This is a genomic window from Metabacillus litoralis, from assembly GCF_020524045.1.
Classification (GTDB): domain Bacteria; phylum Bacillota; class Bacilli; order Bacillales; family Bacillaceae; genus Metabacillus; species Metabacillus litoralis_C.
This window is the reverse complement of sequence record NZ_JAIVKL010000001.1, coordinates 597643-615998: the sequence shown is the minus strand read 5'-3', so window position 1 is coordinate 615998 and position 18356 is coordinate 597643. Positions and strand designations below refer to the sequence as shown.

Genomic DNA, 18356 nt, shown 5'->3' with positions numbered 1-18356 from the left:
TTCAACTCTTTACAAATGACATATGCATCTTTATCATACAATTGAAACAGTCATAATTAAATTAGTGATTTTTAAGAACTTATCATAAGAAATACTTAATACATATAAGGTGGGGAAATATGCAAACTTCAGAACTACGTATTCTAGTTGTTTTATCAGAGGAAATGAATATGAGAAAAGCAGCAGAACGACTTTTTGTTTCTCAGCCAGCACTATCCCAACGACTTCAATCGATTGAAAAAGCATGGGGATACTCACTCTTTATTCGATCTCAAAAAGGACTGACTTTGACTCCAGCTGGTGAAAAGGTGATTAAGTATGCTAAAGAAGTTGTCTTAAAAGAAGAGAAAGTGAAGGAGGAGATTCTAGAGCTAGAAGGTGAGGTTCATGGAACATTAAAGCTTTCTGTTGCTTCAATTATTGGTCAACACTGGTTGCCAGAAGTGCTGAAAAAATATGTGAGAAAATATCCACATGCAAAAATATCACTTATAACTGGTTGGAGTAGTGAGATACTAAAAAGTATGTATGAAGATCATGTTCATATCGGTATTATAAGAGGTAACCCTGAATGGAAGGGGATGAAACAGCATTTATTAACAGATACACTTTACTTAGTTGATACAGAAATTCAACACATTGAAGATGTGCTTCAAACGGAGAGGCCTTTTATTCAGTTCAAGAGTGATTCATCATATTATCAAGAAATTCAGGATTGGTGGCACCGTCAATTCCAAACGTCTCCAAAAAGAACGATTGTAGTCGATCAAATTGAAACGTGTAAACAAATGGCTCTTAATGGGATTGGATATGCAATATTGCCATCAGTCACTTTGAAAAAAGAAGAAAAGGGTGTTTATAAAATTCCATTGCTTGATGATGAAGGAAAGCAAATTGAACGAGATACATGGTTATTAGGCTTTGAATCTTCTTTTCAATTAAAACAGGTAAAAGCATTCTTAGAAATAGTAAAGGAATATAATCAATGATCATTTTATTTTTCCCGGGAACGCGAAAACCTGTTTCGGAAAACAACAGCCAAGTTTAAAAGAGCCAAAAAATATGTTAATTGAGCTATTACAGAAAATAAGTAATAAAAAAATGCTCAACATAGCTTGTCAACACTATCATCCTTTGATAGAGTAAAGAATGACTAATTATAATAATTCTAGTTTAGGGAGGAAAATACATATGAAAATGATGGATGCAAATGAGATTATCTCATTTATACAAAACAGTAAAAAATCTACACCTGTAAAAGTATACGTAAAAGGAAACCTTGAGGGTGTAAATTTTGGTGAATCAACGCAAACCTTTATAACAGGAAATACGGGTGTTGTGTTCGGTGAGTGGGCTGAGATTTCGGAAGCTTTAGAAACAAACAAAGGAAATATTGAAGATTACGTTGTGGAAAATGATCGACGTAATTCTGCTATTCCGCTACTAGATCTTAAAGGAATCAAAGCTCGTATTGAGCCAGGTGCAATTATTCGTGATCAAGTAGAAATAGGAGACAACGCAGTTATTATGATGGGAGCTTCTATTAATATCGGTAGTGTTATAGGTGAAGGAACAATGATTGATATGAATGTTGTTCTTGGTGGCCGTGCAACAGTAGGGAAAAATTGTCATATAGGAGCAGGGTCAGTTCTAGCAGGTGTGATTGAGCCACCTTCTGCTAAGCCAGTAGTAATTGAAGATGATGTAGTTATTGGCGCGAATGTTGTTGTCTTAGAAGGTGTTACAGTAGGAAAAGGTGCAGTTGTAGGAGCTGGCGCAATTGTAACGAAGGATGTAGAACCTTATACAGTTGTAACAGGCGCTCCAGCCCGTAAAATTAAAGACATAGACGCTAAAACAAAATCTAAAACAGAAATTATGCAAGAGTTAAGACAATTATAATTTCCTAAAAGTAGACGTGGATGAGAATCCACGTCTTTGTATATGGCTGTTTTCGCAAACGTTGTTGCTTTTAAATACCTGAAGGAATCAGCACTGTATTAAGTCTAGTGGCATCTTTTCTTCATAAAATAGTACCCTTTCATTGAAAAAACACTGTTTTCACTATAAATTTTGATTACATAGCAACAATCTTTCAGAAAAGAGCCTTGTATATAGAGGAGAGTGGGTTATGGATAGAGATCAATTGATACAAATACGAAGAGATCTTCACCGAATTCCAGAAATAGGATTTCAAGAATTTAAGACACAACAATATCTTTTGGATTTTCTAGAACAATTTCCAGAAGATCGTTTAGAAGTTCAAACTTGGAAAACAGGAGTTTTTGCAAGAGTAAAAGGGACAAACCCTTCGAAAACAATAGGTTATCGAGCAGATATGGATGGATTGCCGATAATAGAGGAAACTGATTATCCTTTCCAGTCTGAACATCCTGGATTTATGCATGCATGTGGACATGATTTTCATATGACAATTGCACTAGGAATTCTCGTGAATTTTATTGAGAATCCAGTTTCAGACCATATTGTATTTTTGTTTCAGCCTGCTGAAGAAGGTCCGGGTGGAGCTGAACCGATGTTAAACAGTGAGGTAGCTAAACAATGGAAACCTGATCTTATTACAGCCCTTCATATTTCTCCAGAACTACCAGTAGGTACGATAGCTACTAAGCCTGGACTATTGTTTGCAAATACTTCAGAGTTATTTATCGATTTAAAAGGAAAAGGAGGGCATGCAGCATATCCTCATACAACAAATGATATGGTTGTTGCTTCTTGTTCGCTAGTAACTCAATTTCAATCAATTGTATCGAGAAATGTTGATCCTTTAGATAGTGCAGTCATTACTATAGGTAAAATTACGGGTGGAACAGTTCAAAATATTATTGCAGAAAATGCAAGATTAGAAGGCACAATTCGTACGTTATCTGTGGAATCTATGAATAAGGTGAAGCAAAGAATTGAGGCAATTGTAAAAGGAATAGAAATTGGTTATTCATGTAAAGCGAGCATTGATTATGGCTCAATGTATCACCAAGTACATAACCATGAAGAGTTAACAGTAGAATTTATGGATTTTATTAACACTAAAACTGATTATGATGTTAATGAATGCAAGGAAGCGATGACAGGCGAAGATTTTGGATATATGGTCGATCAGATACCAGGGTTTATGTTCTGGTTAGGGGTTCAATCATCATATGGTCTTCATCATGCAAAATTACAACCCGATGAAACGGCAATTGAGGTTGCTATAGAAGCAATGAGTAAGTACATTGCGTTTAAAGCAAATCAATAATCATGGCTGTTTTCGCAAACTTTGTTGCTTTTACATACCCGAAGCAAGTCTAGTGGCATCTTTTCTTCATAAAATAGTATCCTTATTGTTAAAAAACACTGTTTTCACTCCAAATTTGGGTTAGACAGCAACAAACGTTCAGAAAAGAGCCATAATTATTTAAAGTATATTTTATCAATCCCTGTACACAATACTTATAGGAGGTGGATAAATAATGCCAAAAATCGGTGTAGAACAATCATTATCAGATGTAACTGCAGCTTTACAAGAAAAAGGCTATGAAGTTGTCCAATTAAATAACGAAAGTGATGCAAAAGGTTGTGATTGCTGTGTTATAACTGGACAAGATCAAAATGTAATGGGTATTAGTAATGCTGTTACAGCAGGATCTGTTATTCAAGCAACTGGTTTATCAGCTAACGAAGTATGTGAACAAGTGGAAAGCAAAATCAATCGATAATAAAATTAAATTAAAAAAGAGGCGTCCAAAGATTTAAGGGACAGCCTCTTTTTTGTTTATTACTTAGATATTTAGATTTAGTGCCTAGGGAGTGTATTAAGACTTTTTACTCCTAGGCCACTAATTGTAAAAATCGAAGGTTAATTACTAGTCCTTATCGTATCACGCTTAAATTATACTAAGCAAAGGACCTTGCGCTTTGCTTTCTACTCAGATTTCTTTTCTACATATACTTGGTGTGGGAAAGGAATTTCAATTCCATTTGCGTCAAATGCTTCTTTCATTGCTTTACGAAGCTTACGTTCAACTGCCCACTGTTGCATATTTTCTGTTTTAGCAAGAACTCTAATTACAACATCTGAAGAACCTAAAGCTTGAACACCTAAAACATTTGGGCCATCTACAATATCTGAATCTTCAGCCGCAATTTGATCACAAACATTTTGTAAAACAGCAATTGCTTTATCGATATTGTCATCATATGAGATACCAATGTCAACTAAAGCTCTCATGTTTCCACGCGAGTGATTGCTAACATTTGTAATTTCTCTATTAGGGACATAATGAAGTGTTCCATCAAATCCGCGTATTTGAGTTGTGCGTAGTCCTACTTGTTCGACAATTCCATCAAATCCTGCAACTGTTACATAATCTCCAACATCGATTTGTTTTTCTAATAAGAGAAAAAAACCAGTTACAACATCACTCACAAGTCCCTGTGCACCAAATCCTATAGCTAGACCAATCACACCAGCACCAGCTAATAATGCCGTGGCATCATATTCAAATACTTGAAATACCATCACAACAAAAATAAAAATTAAAATATAAGAAAATACATTTAAAGAGAGACTTTGTAAAGTTAAAGCTCTTCCAGCAGAAACATTGTCACGCTGCTGAATGCGATCGAACATTTTCTTAATTACTTTACTACCAATTCCCTTCACAATTAAGAAGGCGATGGAGATTCCTATTAATTTCAAAATAATGATTCCTGCGTCGGTCATAAGTTCTGACCAATTAATCTTCTCGATTAAATCGTACATTCAATAACATCCTTTCTAGACATAGAGAGTCTTTTCCTTAAGTACGTAATAATGCTTATAAAGTCATCACGCCCTAGATTTTGAAAGAAAAGAACAAAATTTTAATACCCTTCTTCAACTATGTTAAACATATTTTGTGCAAAAATGAAGGATTTTAGCTCAATTTGTCAAAAAACGTTGATACAATAAATAAATTTCATAATCCAAAGCATATCCTTTGAATTAACTTTAGCTATTAGGTAATAATATATTTGTTGTGTGAAAATTATGTTAAGATTTTAAAATGATTATTATCTAACATTGACTAAAAAGGATGCTTGTCCTATAATGGTCACTGTATTAAACGAGTACATAAGAAGAAAATGTGTAATAACATTCTCAATTAATTGAGGCTAAGCATGTTAAAAAATTGTTGGAGGTTTTAAAAATGGCAGAACGTATGGTTGGTAAACAAGCACCTAGATTTGAAATGGAAGCAGTATTAGCAAACAAAGAATTTGGTAAAGTAAGTTTAGAAGAGAATATGAAGAATGACAAATGGACGGTTCTTTTCTTCTACCCAATGGACTTTACATTTGTATGTCCTACTGAAATCACTGCACTATCAGATCGATATGATGAGTTTGAAGATTTAGATGCAGAGGTAATTGGTGTATCAACTGATACTATTCATACTCATTTAGCTTGGATTAAAACAGATCGAAAAGATAATGGTCTTGGAGATTTAAAATATCCACTAGCTGCTGATACTAATCACGCTGTTTCACGTGAGTATGGCGTGTTAATTGAAGAAGAAGGTATTGCGCTTCGTGGGTTGTTTATTATCAATCCAGAAGGAGAATTACAATATTCTGTTGTGAACCACAATAATATTGGTCGTGATGTTGAAGAAACATTACGTGTATTACAAGCACTTCAAACTGGTGGACTTTGCCCAGCAAACTGGAAACCAGGACAAACGACACTTTAATCTTTAAAGATTATTAATTAAAAAGAGTGGCTGACAGCATATTGTCAGCCCCTTTTACTCTTTAATGCTATGGAGGATGATTAAATGAAACTGCGTGAACAAATGCCAGAGCTATCTGGAGCTACTGAATGGTTAAATGGGGAAGTTACGAAAGAACAGTTAATAGGAGGAAAACCAACTCTTATCCACTTTTGGTCGGTAAGCTGTCATTTATGCAAGGAAGCTATGCCTCAAGTAAATGAATTTCGCGATCAATATCATGATAAATTAAATGTCATTGCTGTTCATATGCCTCGTTCAGAAGATGATTTAAATCTTGAGGAAATCAAAAAAGTTGCTGCAGAGCATGATATTAGCCAATCTATTTTTGTTGACAGTGAGCATAAGTTAACAGATGCATTTGAAAATCAATATGTACCAGCTTATTATGTTTTTGATAAAGAAGGTAAATTACGTCATTTTCAAGCTGGTGGAAGTGGAATGAAAATGCTTGAGAAACGTGTGAATCGTGTTTTAGCAGAGTTTGAAAATGCTGAATAAGCCTTTAGTGAAAGTCGGTTACGTAATAAGGTAACTGGCTTTTTTACTATTTTCTAATACAAAGTGAATGATTGTAACGGAAATTAACAACAAATCATGAACAGAGCTTATTATAAATTAGGGATAATAAATAGAGATGGGAGAGACAAAAATGTATAATACATTAGGAGTCCTATTATCTGGTGGTGAATCGAGAAGGTTTGGAGTTCCAAAAGCTTTTGCATCATATAAAAATCAATTCTTTTGGAAAATTTCTTTTCAAGCATTAGAAAAAGTAGCAGAGACTAGTGTAATTATAACTCAGTCAAAGTATTTTGACCGTTTTTCCCAAGAGGAATTTGTGAAAATGTATGAAGACGACCCACTTTTTAAAGGAAATGGACCACTAGCAGGAATTTATACAGCAATGAAAAAAGAACGTGCAGAGTGGTATGTTGTATTATCTTGTGATATACCACGAATTACCTCAAGAACCTTGGAAAATCTGCTGAAGTTTAGAGATAGTCATATACAAGCAGTTATCCCGAAGGTTTCTGGTAAAATTCAACCTTTGATTGGTGTATATCATCATTCAATTTTTCCAATTATTGAAAATCAACTTACTATGAATCAATTGAAAATAACGAATCTATTAAATTTAATTAATGTTTGTTATGTAACAGAGGAAGATTTAATGAGTGATCAAGAAATTTTTAGTAACATTAATTCACAAATGGATTACAATAAGCTGTTGAAAAGGGATTATAAATAATCTGAATAGGGTGCAAATTATGCCGAATCGGAGTGATTATATGTTAGAAAAGAGAAAGCCTTTAGCAGTAAAATTAGCCATTGAGGAAGTTATGAAATATTCAAGAATATGTGAACAAGAGCTAGTCTCCATCCATGATAGTTTTGAAAGGTTTTTAGCGGAAGATTTAATTGCTAAGCATCCAGTACCACCCTTTGATCGGTCACCATATGATGGTTTTGCTATACGTTCGGTTGACACGAAACTTGCAAGTGCAAATTCTCCAGTGGAATTTGAGGTTATTGATGAAATAGGAGCAGGTAGTGTAAGTGTTTATACTGTAGGTGAAAATCAAGCAGTTAGAATAATGACTGGGGCTCAAATGCCTAGTGGATGTGATGCTGTTGTGATGCTTGAGTTAACGAAAGTTATCCGTAAAGACGAGAAAACATATATGACTTTAAAAAGGGCATTCAAAAAAGGTGATAATGTTTCGTATAAAGGTGAAGACACTCAAGAAGGTAGTGTATTAGTTACAAAAGGAACAAAAATAACAGCGGGAGTCATCGCTCTTTTAGCAACCTTTGGTTATGAAAAAGTTCATGTTTCCAAAAAACCGAAAATCGGTATCATAGCGACAGGTAGTGAGTTGTTAGAGGTTGGGGAGGAATTAGTCCCGGGAAAAATTAGAAACAGTAATTCATATATGATCGAAGCTCAAGCAAAAAGAAGTGGGGCAGAACCAATTTATTTAGGGAAGTTACCTGATGATCTAGAATCGTGCTTTAAAGCTGTAAAACAATCATTAAATAAAGTGGATTATCTCATCACTACAGGAGGAGTTTCTGTTGGCGATTATGATCATTTACCTGAAATCTACAAAAAATTGGGAGCGAATGTTTTATTTAATAAAATAGCGATGAGGCCTGGCAGTGTGACAACTGTTGCAGAAGTAGATGGTAAGCTTTTATTTGGACTTTCTGGAAATCCATCTGCCTGTTATGTTGGTTTTGAACTCTTAGTTCGTCCGATCGTCAGACAGTTTTTACGATCAAAACGACCACATCTTCAAATGATAAAAGCTGAATTAGGTAAGGACTTTTTAAAGCCGAATCCATTTACGAGATTTGTTAGAGGTAAACTAAATTTAGGCAATGGGAAAATAAAAGCATCGCCCGTTGGACTTGATAAATCAAATGTAGTGACTTCTTTAGCAGAAGCGGACTGTCTTATTACCTTACCTGGTGGATCAAGAGGATATCAATTGGGTGATATCGTTGATGTGTTGCTTATTGAAGATCAAACAGGAAGTGATACACCTTGGGCAGAGTCATTCAAGTAGTAGGCTATCAAAATAGTGGGAAAACATCATTTGTCGTTGAATACATAAAAGCAGCTGTTAAAAGAAATCTAAAGGTGGGCACAATTAAACATCATGGACATTCAGAACCACTCATGAACTATGATAAACAAAAGGATACAGGAAAACATAGAGAAGCAGGGGCAAGTGTTTCATTAGTTGAAGGTAATGGTACATTTATGTTAACCTCAGATAACTTAAATCTTAAATTGTCTCAATTAATAACTATTTACAAGTCATTAAAGCTTGATATTATTTTGATCGAAGGATTTAAATTTGAATCATATCCAAAGGTCGTATTATTACGTTCAAGTGAGGATTTAATGATGTTAGAAAAGCTTGAGAATGTATCCTGTTTAATAGCAAGTTTTCCTCTGCCTAATTCATTGATTATTCATAACAAAGTATTTACTAATCAAAAAGATTGTATTGAATGGCTACAAATTAATAAAGTAGGTGAAATAATTGACTAACCAAATGTTTGAGATTGTTGAAGATCCAATATCAGTTGAAGAAATTGCAAATAAAGTAATAAGAAACGAAGCAGGAGCAATTACGACATTTATAGGTACTGTTCGAGAATTTACTCATGGTAAACGTACTTTGTCATTAGAATATCAAGCATACACCAAAATGGCTGTGAAAATGCTTGAACAAATTGGTCGTGAGATTAATCAGAAATGGGATCATTCAAAAGTCGCAATAACCCACAGAATAGGGAAGTTAGAAATAAGTGAGATTGCAGTTGTAATTGCAGTATCAACACCACATCGAAAAGATGCATATGAAGCAAATGAATATGCAATTGAAAGAATTAAACAAATTGTTCCGATTTGGAAGAAAGAAATTTGGGAAGACGGAGAAGAATGGATTGGGGATCAGCTAGAAAAAACACATTATCCAAGTGGATCTCCATTGGAGGTGGAAAAATGATAAAAGTATTGTTGTTTGCTCATTTGCAAGAAAAGGTTGGAAGCGAGAGTATAAATATTGATCAGGATTCACTTTCAGTAATAGATTTAAAGAAGTTTGTTATCGACAAATACAATTTAGGTTCTTTAGAACATGTTATGGTAGCTGTAAATGAGGATTATGCACTTGATGAGGATCAAGTGAAATCGGGTGATGTTGTTGCGTTTATCCCACCTGTAAGTGGTGGATGAATTGAGAAACATCGTCTGCTTATTTTTACTATCTTTCATATTAACTGGTTGTACGTCATCAACGGGACAAGATGAAAAGACAGAATTAATCATTTCAGCTGCCGCTAGTTTAAAGGAAGCGATGGAGGAAGTTGAACTACTTTATGAAGAAAATAATCATATTGATATCCAATTGAACCTAGCTTCATCAGGTACATTAAGCAAACAAATTGAACAAGGCGCACCAGCTGATGTGTTTTTATCTGCTAATAATGAAATGTTTGAGAAATTGGTTAATGCCAATAAAATTAGAAAAGATTCAGTAGTTTCATTACTGAAAAATAGTCTTGTTATTATTTCTTCAAAAAAGTCAGATATTGCTACATTTGAAGCAGCTATGGAGTCGGAAAGCTTGGCGATAGGTATACCCGAGACAGTTCCAGCGGGCTTATATGCAAAAGAAGCTCTTATAAATATGGGGAAATGGGCCTCGATTGAAGATAAACTAATCCTTGCAAAAGATGTACGTCAAGTATTATCTTATGTTGAGACAGGAAATGTCCAAGTAGGGATTGTTTATCAAACAGATGCATTAATAACAGATAAAGTTAATCAAATCTCTACAATTGATGATTCCTTACATTCTTCAATCATCTATCCTATAGGAATTTCAAATTCAACTAAGGAATTAGATGCTGCTTCTAACTTTTGTGATTTTTTACAAACTGAAGAGGTGTTGTTGATTTTTAAAAAATATGGATTCGAAACGATGAATGAGGAGTAATTATGAACGATTTTTGGGATCCTATTCTTCTGTCAATTAAAATAGCTAGTTTAGCAAGTATCCTTGTGATGGTTATAGGTACACTTGTAGGTAACTATATGGCAAAAAGAGTGTTTAAGGGGAAAATGTTGATCGAAACAATTCTTATTTTGCCTTTAGTTTTGCCTCCATCTGTTATAGGATTTATTTTAATTATTATATTTGGAATAAACAGTCCGATTGGTCAAGCTATAGAGTCCATCTTTAATAGCACAATCATTTTTACTTGGTGGGCCGGAGTGATTGCGGCGATTGTTGTTTCATTTCCACTTATGTATCAAGTGACAAAAGCTGGATTTGAGCATGTAGACAGCAATATACAAGAAGCTGCTAGAGTTGATGGAGCTAATGAAATGGCTGTTTTCTTGAGAATTACGTTACCTTTGACAATGAACTATATAATTACCGGTTTTGTTTTAAGCTTTACAAGAGCCCTAGGAGAATTTGGAGCAACGTTAATGTTTGCAGGAAATATACCTGGTAAAACTCAGACGGTATCAACTGCTATATATGTTGCAATTGATAGCGGTAATTTAGGGCTTGCTTGGCTATGGGTTTTGTCAATTATCTGTGTTTCATTTAGTTTACTATTCTTTGTTCAACTAATTAATAGAAAAGAAAAATATTAATTGTAAGTGCATTTCATTTACAGAAAAAGGATGATCTATTGACAATAGTAAACTATTTCTATATACTTATAAATAGTGCTTATTTAATATCACTTTTAATAGTGCTTTGTGGATGATAGTAATGGGGTTTTTAGCATAATTTTTTATGATAATAAACAAATTCGTTAAATCAATTCACACTGGCGCGGTCTTGGAGCCGTAAGGACGAAAGAGAGGTAGGGCTTTCGTTGTATTGAGGCTTTGCAATTTCAATATTATAATTATAAATGAAGTAGAATATAAATAAATGGTTAACTAATATTTTTATTTTCTATTAACAAATATGGAGCTATATAATTCACATATTATAAAGAGTATCTACTCCGTATCTTGATATTCTCTATAATATGTGAATTTTTTAAAATAGAGTAACATATTAAAAAATCTTTGGAGGTTTCATTTATGAAAACGACAGGTACTGTAAAATGGTTTAACTCAGAAAAAGGTTTCGGATTTATCGAAGTTGCAGAAGGAAACGATGTATTTGTTCATTTCAGCGCTATTTCAGGTGACGGATTTAAAACGTTAGAAGAAGGTCAAAAAGTTGAATTCAACATTGTTGAAGGAAACCGTGGCCCTCAAGCTGAAGACGTTGTGAAATTATAATAAGCATACAAAAGGCTGACAACATGTCAGCCTTTTTTAATTAGGCTGTTTTCGCAAACTTTGTTTCTTTTAAATACCCGAAGCAATCAGCACTGTCTCAAGTCTAGTGGCATTTTTTCTTCATAAAACGGTATCCTTATAGTGAACAAACACTGTTTTCACTCCAAATCTTGATTACATAGTAACAATCGTTCAGAAAAAAAGCCTTTAATTATTAGGTAATGTTTTCTATTCTTCCATTAAACTATCTACTGAAACATTTTGTTCTGCTTGAGGATTATTTAATGGGAATATTCTTGCTGTTTCTTGATCCTCGTTTACTGACTGTATGTAAATTGCTTCTCCTCCATATTGAACATTTACCATTTCTCCCATTCTAGAAATTTCTTTTGCTCTATTTACATTCATCATTATTTGTCTCCTTTACTTTTTTTTGTCTCTGTAAATTGCTCGTTTTTAAGTGGAATTATCTTGCGATTTTAAATGACTAAAAATCAAATAAGCTTTAACGACGCTATTTATAAGATGTCCAAGCAAAATAAAAATATCCATAGTATTCTTAAAACTTGTCAATGATTAAAAGTTTAAGAAAGGAATAAATGATGTTGTTTTGTTCAAATTATTGATATAAAAGGTTTGATTAGTTGAATCTACTAATTAAAAACTATTCTCTGAATCCGCATATTATGGTATCTTTTATAGAGAGAAAATAAGGAGGGAATTAGATTATTGTTGAAAGCAATTATTTTCTTATTTTTATTTATTTTAATTTTAGTCGCCTTAATCACTTTTTTCTTTAAACAAGAAAATGAAAACACGTTTAATGGATCTATTGTATTATGGATGTTAAAAAGATATGGTGGTAATACATTATCACATCTTACGTTTCTTCAAGATAAACATTTATTTGTCTCTAAAAATAAATCGGTGCTTCTTTCATATAGACAAAAAGGAACAAATCTCTTCGTATTAGGAGATCCAATTGGTTCAGAGGAAAAACTAAAAGATGGATTAGATGAATTTTTAGCTTATGCGAGAAATGAAGGGAAAACTCCAGCTTTTTATCAAATAACTGAGAGCTTCTTAACTACATTTAAAGAGAAAGGCTATAAGCTTTTCAAAATAGGTGAAGAAGCAAAAGTGTGTTTAAATCAATTTACAATAGAAGGTAAAAAATCAGGCAAGTTTCGGACAACACTAAACAAATTTAATCGTGAAGGATATCATTTTGAAGTGGTTTCACCACCATTCAGTCCAGAATTAATTAAAGAATTGAGATTAGTATCTGATGAATGGCTAAATGGAAGAAAGGAAAAAAGTTTTTCTGTTAGTTCTTTTTCAGAGGACTATATCTCACTTTTTTCGGTATCTTTATTACGAGACTCAAATAAACGTCTCATTGCTTTTGCGAGTCTGCCTTCTGACTATCAAGAACAAGCTACGATTAGTATTGATCTTATGAGGTATACAAAAGATAGCCCTGCAGGTGCAATGGATATGGTTTTTATTTCTACTTTTATTTGGGCGAAACAAGCAGGGTTTTCATCATGTAGTCTTGGTTTATCACCTTTATCAAATGTAGGAGTAGAGAAAAATGCTCCTATAATGGAAAAGGTAGCGCGCTATGCTTATCTTAATGGATGTAGATTTTATAATTTCAAAGGTTTAAGAAATTATAAAGCAAAATTTGCAACAGAATGGAGTCCTCGATATCTTGCGTGTAAAAGAGTGTCTTTTTTATACTCAATTCTCCAAATAGTTACTATTGTAAAACGGGAACCTAATGCAAGAAAGTTGTTTTTTGTAAGGAAGTTATTTAATCATAAAAAAGCTGTTTAAAAATGAGAGTTCATTTATTTGATCTTTATAATCGGCTCTTTTTTGAAAGATTGTTGCTTATTGACACTTTTATCTGTTGTAACCCAAGTTTTATTGTATACAAGGTACAATCAGTAGATGAATAGATGCCACTAGACTTATGCAGAGTTTTTTTTCAATGGGATTCTAAAAACAACAAAGATTACGAAAAGCAGCACAATAATAAGAGCCGACGCTTAGATAACCACCTACTATGAAAAAACCAGAAGCTGATTTTATTAGCTTCTGGTTTTTATTATATTATAGCTCTGTTAAACTTAGGTGTTGATTTCCGTTACAGACACTCGTTTTCACGGGGGGGGGGAAGTACCTTTATCCCCTCCTCGTAAGCTTTGCGACTGTGGGATCTCTCTTTGACACACTTCTCTAAGCGGGAGTCTTATATATTCACTTCCAATCAACAAAGTGCTAAAAATCAACATTAAGTTAGTCTACATTACAGGCAGAATTACTGTATCTTCGTAGTTGTTATTCTTGGGATATGATGTAATGAACAAGAATTATTTTATTTATAACTGCTGTTGTAATGGGTAATTGCTTGGTATTGATGGAAATGAATGATGTTCTTAATACCTGTCAACTAGTTGCTGACAGAATTGTTTAATTTCAATTTCTTCATCTTCTTCAAGAGCGAAATCTAAATATTGATCAGTGATTTTTTCAGTAAAGTCATATTGAACTATTTTTGATTGGTTCTCGTCAATAACATATATTAGTTTTAGTACAACTCCGTTCTCGCTAAATAATTCATCATCTTCATCTAAATCTAGAGTTAAGAAGATTTCGTATCGGTCACCAGTTAAAATACCGAATGGATCTTGTAATTTCTCAATTTTGGATTCAATAACATTCATGATACATTCCTCTTTTCTTTCATGCTTTTTTTCATGACTTTCTTTTTAATATTAGGAGTATAAAAGATATTGTTTATCTTTAGTTAGGTTACCAGTCTTAATGCTCGGGAAACCTAGAGTGTGATCATCCACTCCATTGTGAAAAACCCCAATGTTTAGGAAATTAACATACATAAGTTGATTATATGGATATGTATTTGTCGAGCATACATATTATATCTTGTTATGGACTATAAACCAAATATAAGGAAGGTTTTTATGAAAATAATTGTAATTGGTGATACACATATTCCTAAAAGAGGAAAAGAAATACCGACTATTGTTAGAGAAGAATGCAAAAACTCTGATTTAATAATTCATGTAGGAGATTGGCAAACGATTGATGTTTATAATGAGTTAAAGAATCTCGGTCAAGTTGAAGGAGTATATGGTAATGTAGACAGTTCAGATTTGTTAGAAGTACTACCATTTAAAAAGATTCTAACAATAAAAAACAAGAGAATTGGGGTTGTTCATGGTCACGGTAAGTCACAAACAACTGAAAAGAGAGAGATTTTTGCCTTTAAGGAGGATTCTGTAAATTGTATTCTTTTTGGTCATTCGCATATTCCGAGTATTAAATACATAAATGATGTACTCTTATTTAATCCTGGTTCCGCAACTGATAAAAGAAAACAACAATACTTCTCATTTGGAATTCTTACGATAGATAATGAAATAAATGCAAAGGTGGTTTACTTCAAATAGTTTCGTTAATACAAATTGAAGTTAAGTCTGTATATTGCATAAATTTAACCATCCTTCGGCACACTAATTTCAAGTGTGATTAAAGGCGTAAATGGTTTCAAAACCGTGAATATGATTGAAGGAGAAAGGTTTATGAATAAAGTTTCAAAGGTTTTCTGGATTTCTATTGTCATTGCAACTCTATTTGTTGCATGGGGTGTCATTGCACCTGATCGTTTAGGAACAATTATGGATACAACAAAAATATTCTTTTTAAGTAATTTTGGATGGTTTTATCAATTAGCAGCTACGTTTTTTTTACTTTTTGCTATTTTTCTTATCTTTAGTAAATACGGAAAGATAAAGTTAGGAGCAGATGATGATGAACCGGAGTTTAAAAGGTCAACATGGTTTGCGATGCTTTTTAGTGCTGGAATGGGAATTGGTTTATTATTTTTTGGAGTTTCAGAGCCTGTTTCGCATTTCGCGAATCCACCTATAGGAGAAGGTGGAACTGGAGAAGCTGCAAAAGTTGCCTTGAGATATACATATTTACATTGGGGGTTTCATGCTTGGGCGATCTATGCAGTAATAGCTCTTGTTTTAGCGTATTATAAGTTTAGAAAAAAGCAACCTGGGTTAATGAGTATTACCTTAACGCCTTTATTAGGAGCGAGATCAACTGGAGCGATTGGAACTGTAGTAGACGTTGTTGCTGTTTTTGCAACGATTTTTGGTGTTGCAGCTTCATTAGGTTTAGGTGCAGCCCAAATCAATAGTGGTCTTAGCTATATTTCTAACATCCCAAATAATTTTAGTGTTCAGCTTATAATTATTTCTGTTGTCACAGTTTTATTTATTATTTCAGCAAGTACGGGTATTCAAAAAGGTATTAAGTATTTAAGTAATGCAAATATGGTTTTAGCAGTTGTGTTGTTAATTGTATTTTTATTCATCGGACCAACTGGTTTTCTTTTAGATTTATTTACAACAACACTTGGTAGCTATGTTCAAAATTTACCTAGTATGGGATTAAGACTTGCTCCTTTTGATGAAACGAATGCATCGTGGATTCAAGGCTGGACGATTTTTTATTGGGCTTGGTGGATAGCGTGGGCTCCTTTTGTTGGAACCTTTATTGCTCGTGTCTCAAAAGGAAGAACTGTCAGGGAATTTATGGTAGCTGTATTAGTAATTCCAACACTCGTATGTGCGTTTTGGTTTGCGGTATTTGGCGGGACGGGTATTTACTTTGAATATTTTGAAGGATTAAATGTAAGTGAACAAAGCTTAGAAACGGTTCTTTTCTTTGTATATCAACAATTGCCTCTAACAGGCTTATTGATTATCGTTACACTAATGTTAATTACAACATTCTTTGTGACTTCTGCTGATTCTGCTACATTTGTTTTAGGTATGCAAACTGCTCGCGGGAGTTTAAATCCTCCACAAATCGTTAAGGTTATATGGGGCTTCTTTTTAAGTGCCTCAGCGGTAGTGTTAATGCTCTCAGGTGGGCTTAATGCTATGCAAACAGCGATTATTGTTAGTGCTTTTCCATTAACCTTTGTTTTAATAGCTATGTCTTTTTCGATTTTAAAAGACTTCAATGAAGAAGTAAAACATAAAAAGCTCAAAATGAAAACTTCTAATTAGTTCACAAAAGCCTCAGATATATTAGTTTAGAGGAATTAACAATGGTGTCAAAGAAGTCGACTTTATCTGCTTTAATTGATTAAGTCGGCTTTTTTATTTGCATTTTAAATGAAATTTATAAGAGAAACAACGATTTCTTTGTTAATTCGAAAGATAAAGTTAGCTTTAACCCTTTGTTTTTGAACGGCATGTAAGAAAATCTAACATAGAATTATCAGAAACTTACAAAAACGGGTTGACACTTTTGAAAATTCGTATAGAATAGTACTTAAGAACAAGATGTTATGTTTTCTGACATCTAAAGTCATATAACTTACAAGGGGGAAATATAATGGAAGATACTTTATTTTTAATGAACAGTGTCTGGATCATGTTAAGTGCAATCTTAGTTATTTTTATGTTAGGTGGATTTATTTTACTTGAAGCTGGTTCAACTAGAATGAAAAATGCTGGTCATATTGCTGGTAAAACGATTTTCACAGTTGGTCTTGCGTCGTTAGTTTATTGGGCAGTAGGATATGCCTTTACTTTTGGAGGAAATGGTAACTTTTTCGTTGGGTTAACAGATTTCTTTTACTCAGGAGCACAAGCAGAAGGAGCTAGTTTTTCAACAGCAGTATTCTTCGTGTTCCAATGTGCATTTGCAGGAATTGCTATCACAATCGCTTTAGGTGGATTTGCAGAACGTGCTAAACTTTCGGTGTATCTAGTCTTTACGGTATTATTCTCAGCTCTTATTTATCCAGTAATCGCTCATTGGATTTGGGGTGGTGGATGGTTAGCGGAACATGGTAAGCAAGATTTCGCTGGCTCAACGGTCGTTCATTTAACAGGAGCAATGGCGGCATTTGCTGCAACGATTCTTCTAAAACCACGTATTGGAAAATATAATAAAGATGGCTCAGCTAACAGTATTCAAGGTCATAACCAAGTGTTTACAGCTTTAGGTGTTTTAATTTTATGGGTTGGTTGGTTTGGATTTAATGCTGGTAGTACGGTAGCAGTTGATGATGGTTTCTTCGGATTTGTTGCTTTAAACACAAACTTAGCAGCAGGAGCAGGAGCAGTAGCCGCACTTATTATTTCTTGGATGGTACTCGGTAAGTCTGATATTCCAACAATGTTAAACGGTGCTTTAGCAGGACTTGTAGCAATTACGGCATCTTGTGCATTTGTTGATACATGGGCAGCCGTTGTTATTGGCTTTATCGCAGGGATTCTTGTATTCTATAGTGCAAGATTCTTCGAAAAACGTAAAATTGACGATCCAATCTTTGCTTTATCTGTACATGGTGTAGCGGGTATATGGGGAACTTTATCTACAGGCTTCTTTGCAACACCAGAACTTGCAACAGTTGGTAAACCTGGACTATTTTATGGTGGTGGATTTGACCAATTAGGAGTACAATTTATGGGAGTAGCAGTATCAGGACTTTACGCATTTGTTGTATCATTTGTTATCCTTGCTGTTGCGAAAAAGGTAATGAATGGACTTCGTGTAACAGAAGAAGAGGAAGTAATGGGCTTAGATATGAGTGAACATGGTAGCTATGGCTATCCAGAAGTATTTGAAGCTAAGAACCAGAATGTTAGCTCATAATCAAAATGCATGGTCTAGTAAACTCATTCTGACAAAAT

General features: G+C 33.8%; 21 protein-coding genes. 18 read left to right on the top strand and 3 right to left on the bottom strand.

All coding sequences use genetic code 11. The features are described from left to right. Positions 1–119: 119 nt before the first annotated feature. The 4 genes from LC076_RS02915 (at position 120) to LC076_RS02900 (ending at position 3719) form a co-directional block, all read left to right on the top strand. Positions 120–989 (top strand): LysR family transcriptional regulator, encoded by an 870-nt coding sequence (locus tag LC076_RS02915; RefSeq protein WP_226666023.1) that lies wholly within the window; start codon positions 120–122, stop codon positions 987–989. Positions 990–1191: 202 nt separating this feature from the next. Then, positions 1192–1902, top strand: a complete 711-nt coding sequence (gene dapD, locus LC076_RS02910) for a 2,3,4,5-tetrahydropyridine-2,6-dicarboxylate N-acetyltransferase (protein WP_226666021.1) — start codon at positions 1192–1194, stop codon at positions 1900–1902. Between the two features lie 229 nt (positions 1903–2131). Next, positions 2132–3259 (top strand): N-acetyldiaminopimelate deacetylase, encoded by a 1128-nt coding sequence (locus LC076_RS02905; protein ID WP_226666019.1) that lies wholly within the window; start codon positions 2132–2134, stop codon positions 3257–3259. Between the two features lie 211 nt (positions 3260–3470). Continuing rightward, positions 3471–3719, top strand: coding sequence for a YkuS family protein (locus LC076_RS02900; RefSeq protein WP_226666172.1), 249 nt, complete (start codon positions 3471–3473; stop codon positions 3717–3719). 206 nt (positions 3720–3925) lie between these two features. On the opposite strand, the gene LC076_RS02895 is transcribed toward LC076_RS02900, so the two are convergent. Then, entirely contained in the window at positions 3926–4765 is an 840-nt protein-coding gene (locus LC076_RS02895; protein ID WP_226666017.1) for a mechanosensitive ion channel family protein, read from the bottom strand. A 427-nt stretch (positions 4766–5192) separates the two neighbouring features. On the opposite strand from LC076_RS02895, the gene LC076_RS02890 reads away from it, so the two are divergent. The 10 genes from LC076_RS02890 to LC076_RS02845 all read left to right on the top strand — a co-directional run bounded on the left by LC076_RS02890 (position 5193) and on the right by LC076_RS02845 (position 11604). Beyond that, positions 5193–5735 carry a peroxiredoxin gene (locus tag LC076_RS02890; protein WP_226666015.1) on the top strand — a complete coding sequence of 181 codons (543 nt, stop codon included), beginning with the start codon at positions 5193–5195 and terminating at the stop codon, positions 5733–5735. A gap of 84 nt (positions 5736–5819) precedes the next feature. Further along, positions 5820–6275, top strand: coding sequence for a TlpA family protein disulfide reductase (locus tag LC076_RS02885; protein WP_226666014.1), 456 nt, complete (start codon positions 5820–5822; stop codon positions 6273–6275). A gap of 151 nt (positions 6276–6426) precedes the next feature. Then, positions 6427–7026 carry a molybdenum cofactor guanylyltransferase gene (locus tag LC076_RS02880; protein WP_226666012.1) on the top strand — a complete coding sequence of 200 codons (600 nt, stop codon included), beginning with the start codon at positions 6427–6429 and terminating at the stop codon, positions 7024–7026. Between the two features lie 40 nt (positions 7027–7066). Then, positions 7067–8347 carry a gephyrin-like molybdotransferase Glp gene (glp, locus tag LC076_RS02875; RefSeq protein ID WP_226666171.1) on the top strand — a complete coding sequence of 427 codons (1281 nt, stop codon included), beginning with the start codon at positions 7067–7069 and terminating at the stop codon, positions 8345–8347. Further along, a complete protein-coding gene (gene mobB / locus LC076_RS02870) occupies positions 8326–8838 on the top strand; it encodes a molybdopterin-guanine dinucleotide biosynthesis protein B (RefSeq protein WP_226666010.1) in 513 nt (170 codons plus the stop codon). Before glp ends, mobB begins: the two co-directional genes overlap by 22 nt. 4 nt (positions 8839–8842) lie before the next feature. Further along, positions 8843–9298, top strand: a complete 456-nt coding sequence (locus LC076_RS02865) for a molybdenum cofactor biosynthesis protein MoaE (protein ID WP_413465932.1) — start codon at positions 8843–8845, stop codon at positions 9296–9298. Then, positions 9295–9528 (top strand): molybdopterin converting factor subunit 1, encoded by a 234-nt coding sequence (gene moaD, locus LC076_RS02860; protein WP_226666006.1) that lies wholly within the window; start codon positions 9295–9297, stop codon positions 9526–9528. The genes LC076_RS02865 and moaD overlap by 4 nt, the downstream gene beginning before the upstream one ends. 1 nt (position 9529) lies before the next feature. Further along, complete coding sequence (gene modA / locus LC076_RS02855) at positions 9530–10291, top strand: molybdate ABC transporter substrate-binding protein (RefSeq protein WP_226666004.1); 762 nt, start codon at positions 9530–9532, stop codon at positions 10289–10291. Beyond that, positions 10291–10959 carry a molybdate ABC transporter permease subunit gene (gene modB / locus LC076_RS02850; RefSeq protein WP_226666170.1) on the top strand — a complete coding sequence of 223 codons (669 nt, stop codon included), beginning with the start codon at positions 10291–10293 and terminating at the stop codon, positions 10957–10959. Before modA ends, modB begins: the two co-directional genes overlap by 1 nt. A 441-nt stretch (positions 10960–11400) precedes the next feature. Continuing rightward, the gene (locus LC076_RS02845) at positions 11401–11604 is read left to right on the top strand and encodes a cold-shock protein (RefSeq protein ID WP_204953361.1); all 204 of its coding nucleotides are present in this window, start codon (positions 11401–11403) and stop codon (positions 11602–11604) included. A 228-nt stretch (positions 11605–11832) separates the two neighbouring features. On the opposite strand, the gene LC076_RS02840 is transcribed toward LC076_RS02845, so the two are convergent. Further along, positions 11833–12015: an H-type small acid-soluble spore protein gene (locus LC076_RS02840; protein ID WP_413465928.1), complete on the bottom strand. Its 183-nt coding sequence runs from the start codon at positions 12013–12015 to the stop codon at positions 11833–11835. Positions 12016–12333: 318 nt separating this feature from the next. Here LC076_RS02840 and LC076_RS02835 point away from each other — a divergent pair, with 318 nt between their 5' ends. Further along, on the top strand, positions 12334–13443 hold the full coding sequence (locus LC076_RS02835) for a phosphatidylglycerol lysyltransferase domain-containing protein (RefSeq protein ID WP_226666002.1): 1110 nt from the start codon (positions 12334–12336) through the stop codon (positions 13441–13443). 605 nt (positions 13444–14048) lie between these two features. Here LC076_RS02835 and LC076_RS02830 read toward each other — a convergent pair. Next, positions 14049–14336, bottom strand: a complete 288-nt coding sequence (locus tag LC076_RS02830; protein WP_226666000.1) for a DUF6509 family protein — start codon at positions 14334–14336, stop codon at positions 14049–14051. Between the two features lie 258 nt (positions 14337–14594). Here LC076_RS02830 and LC076_RS02825 point away from each other — a divergent pair, with 258 nt between their 5' ends. The 3 genes from LC076_RS02825 (at position 14595) to LC076_RS02815 (ending at position 18318) form a co-directional block, all read left to right on the top strand. Continuing rightward, on the top strand, positions 14595–15083 hold the full coding sequence (locus LC076_RS02825) for a metallophosphoesterase family protein (protein ID WP_226665999.1): 489 nt from the start codon (positions 14595–14597) through the stop codon (positions 15081–15083). A gap of 132 nt (positions 15084–15215) precedes the next feature. After that, on the top strand, positions 15216–16718 hold the full coding sequence (locus LC076_RS02820; protein ID WP_226665997.1) for a glycine betaine uptake BCCT transporter: 1503 nt from the start codon (positions 15216–15218) through the stop codon (positions 16716–16718). 331 nt (positions 16719–17049) lie between these two features. Beyond that, positions 17050–18318: an ammonium transporter gene (locus LC076_RS02815; RefSeq protein WP_226665994.1), complete on the top strand. Its 1269-nt coding sequence runs from the start codon at positions 17050–17052 to the stop codon at positions 18316–18318. Positions 18319–18356 lie beyond the last annotated feature (38 nt).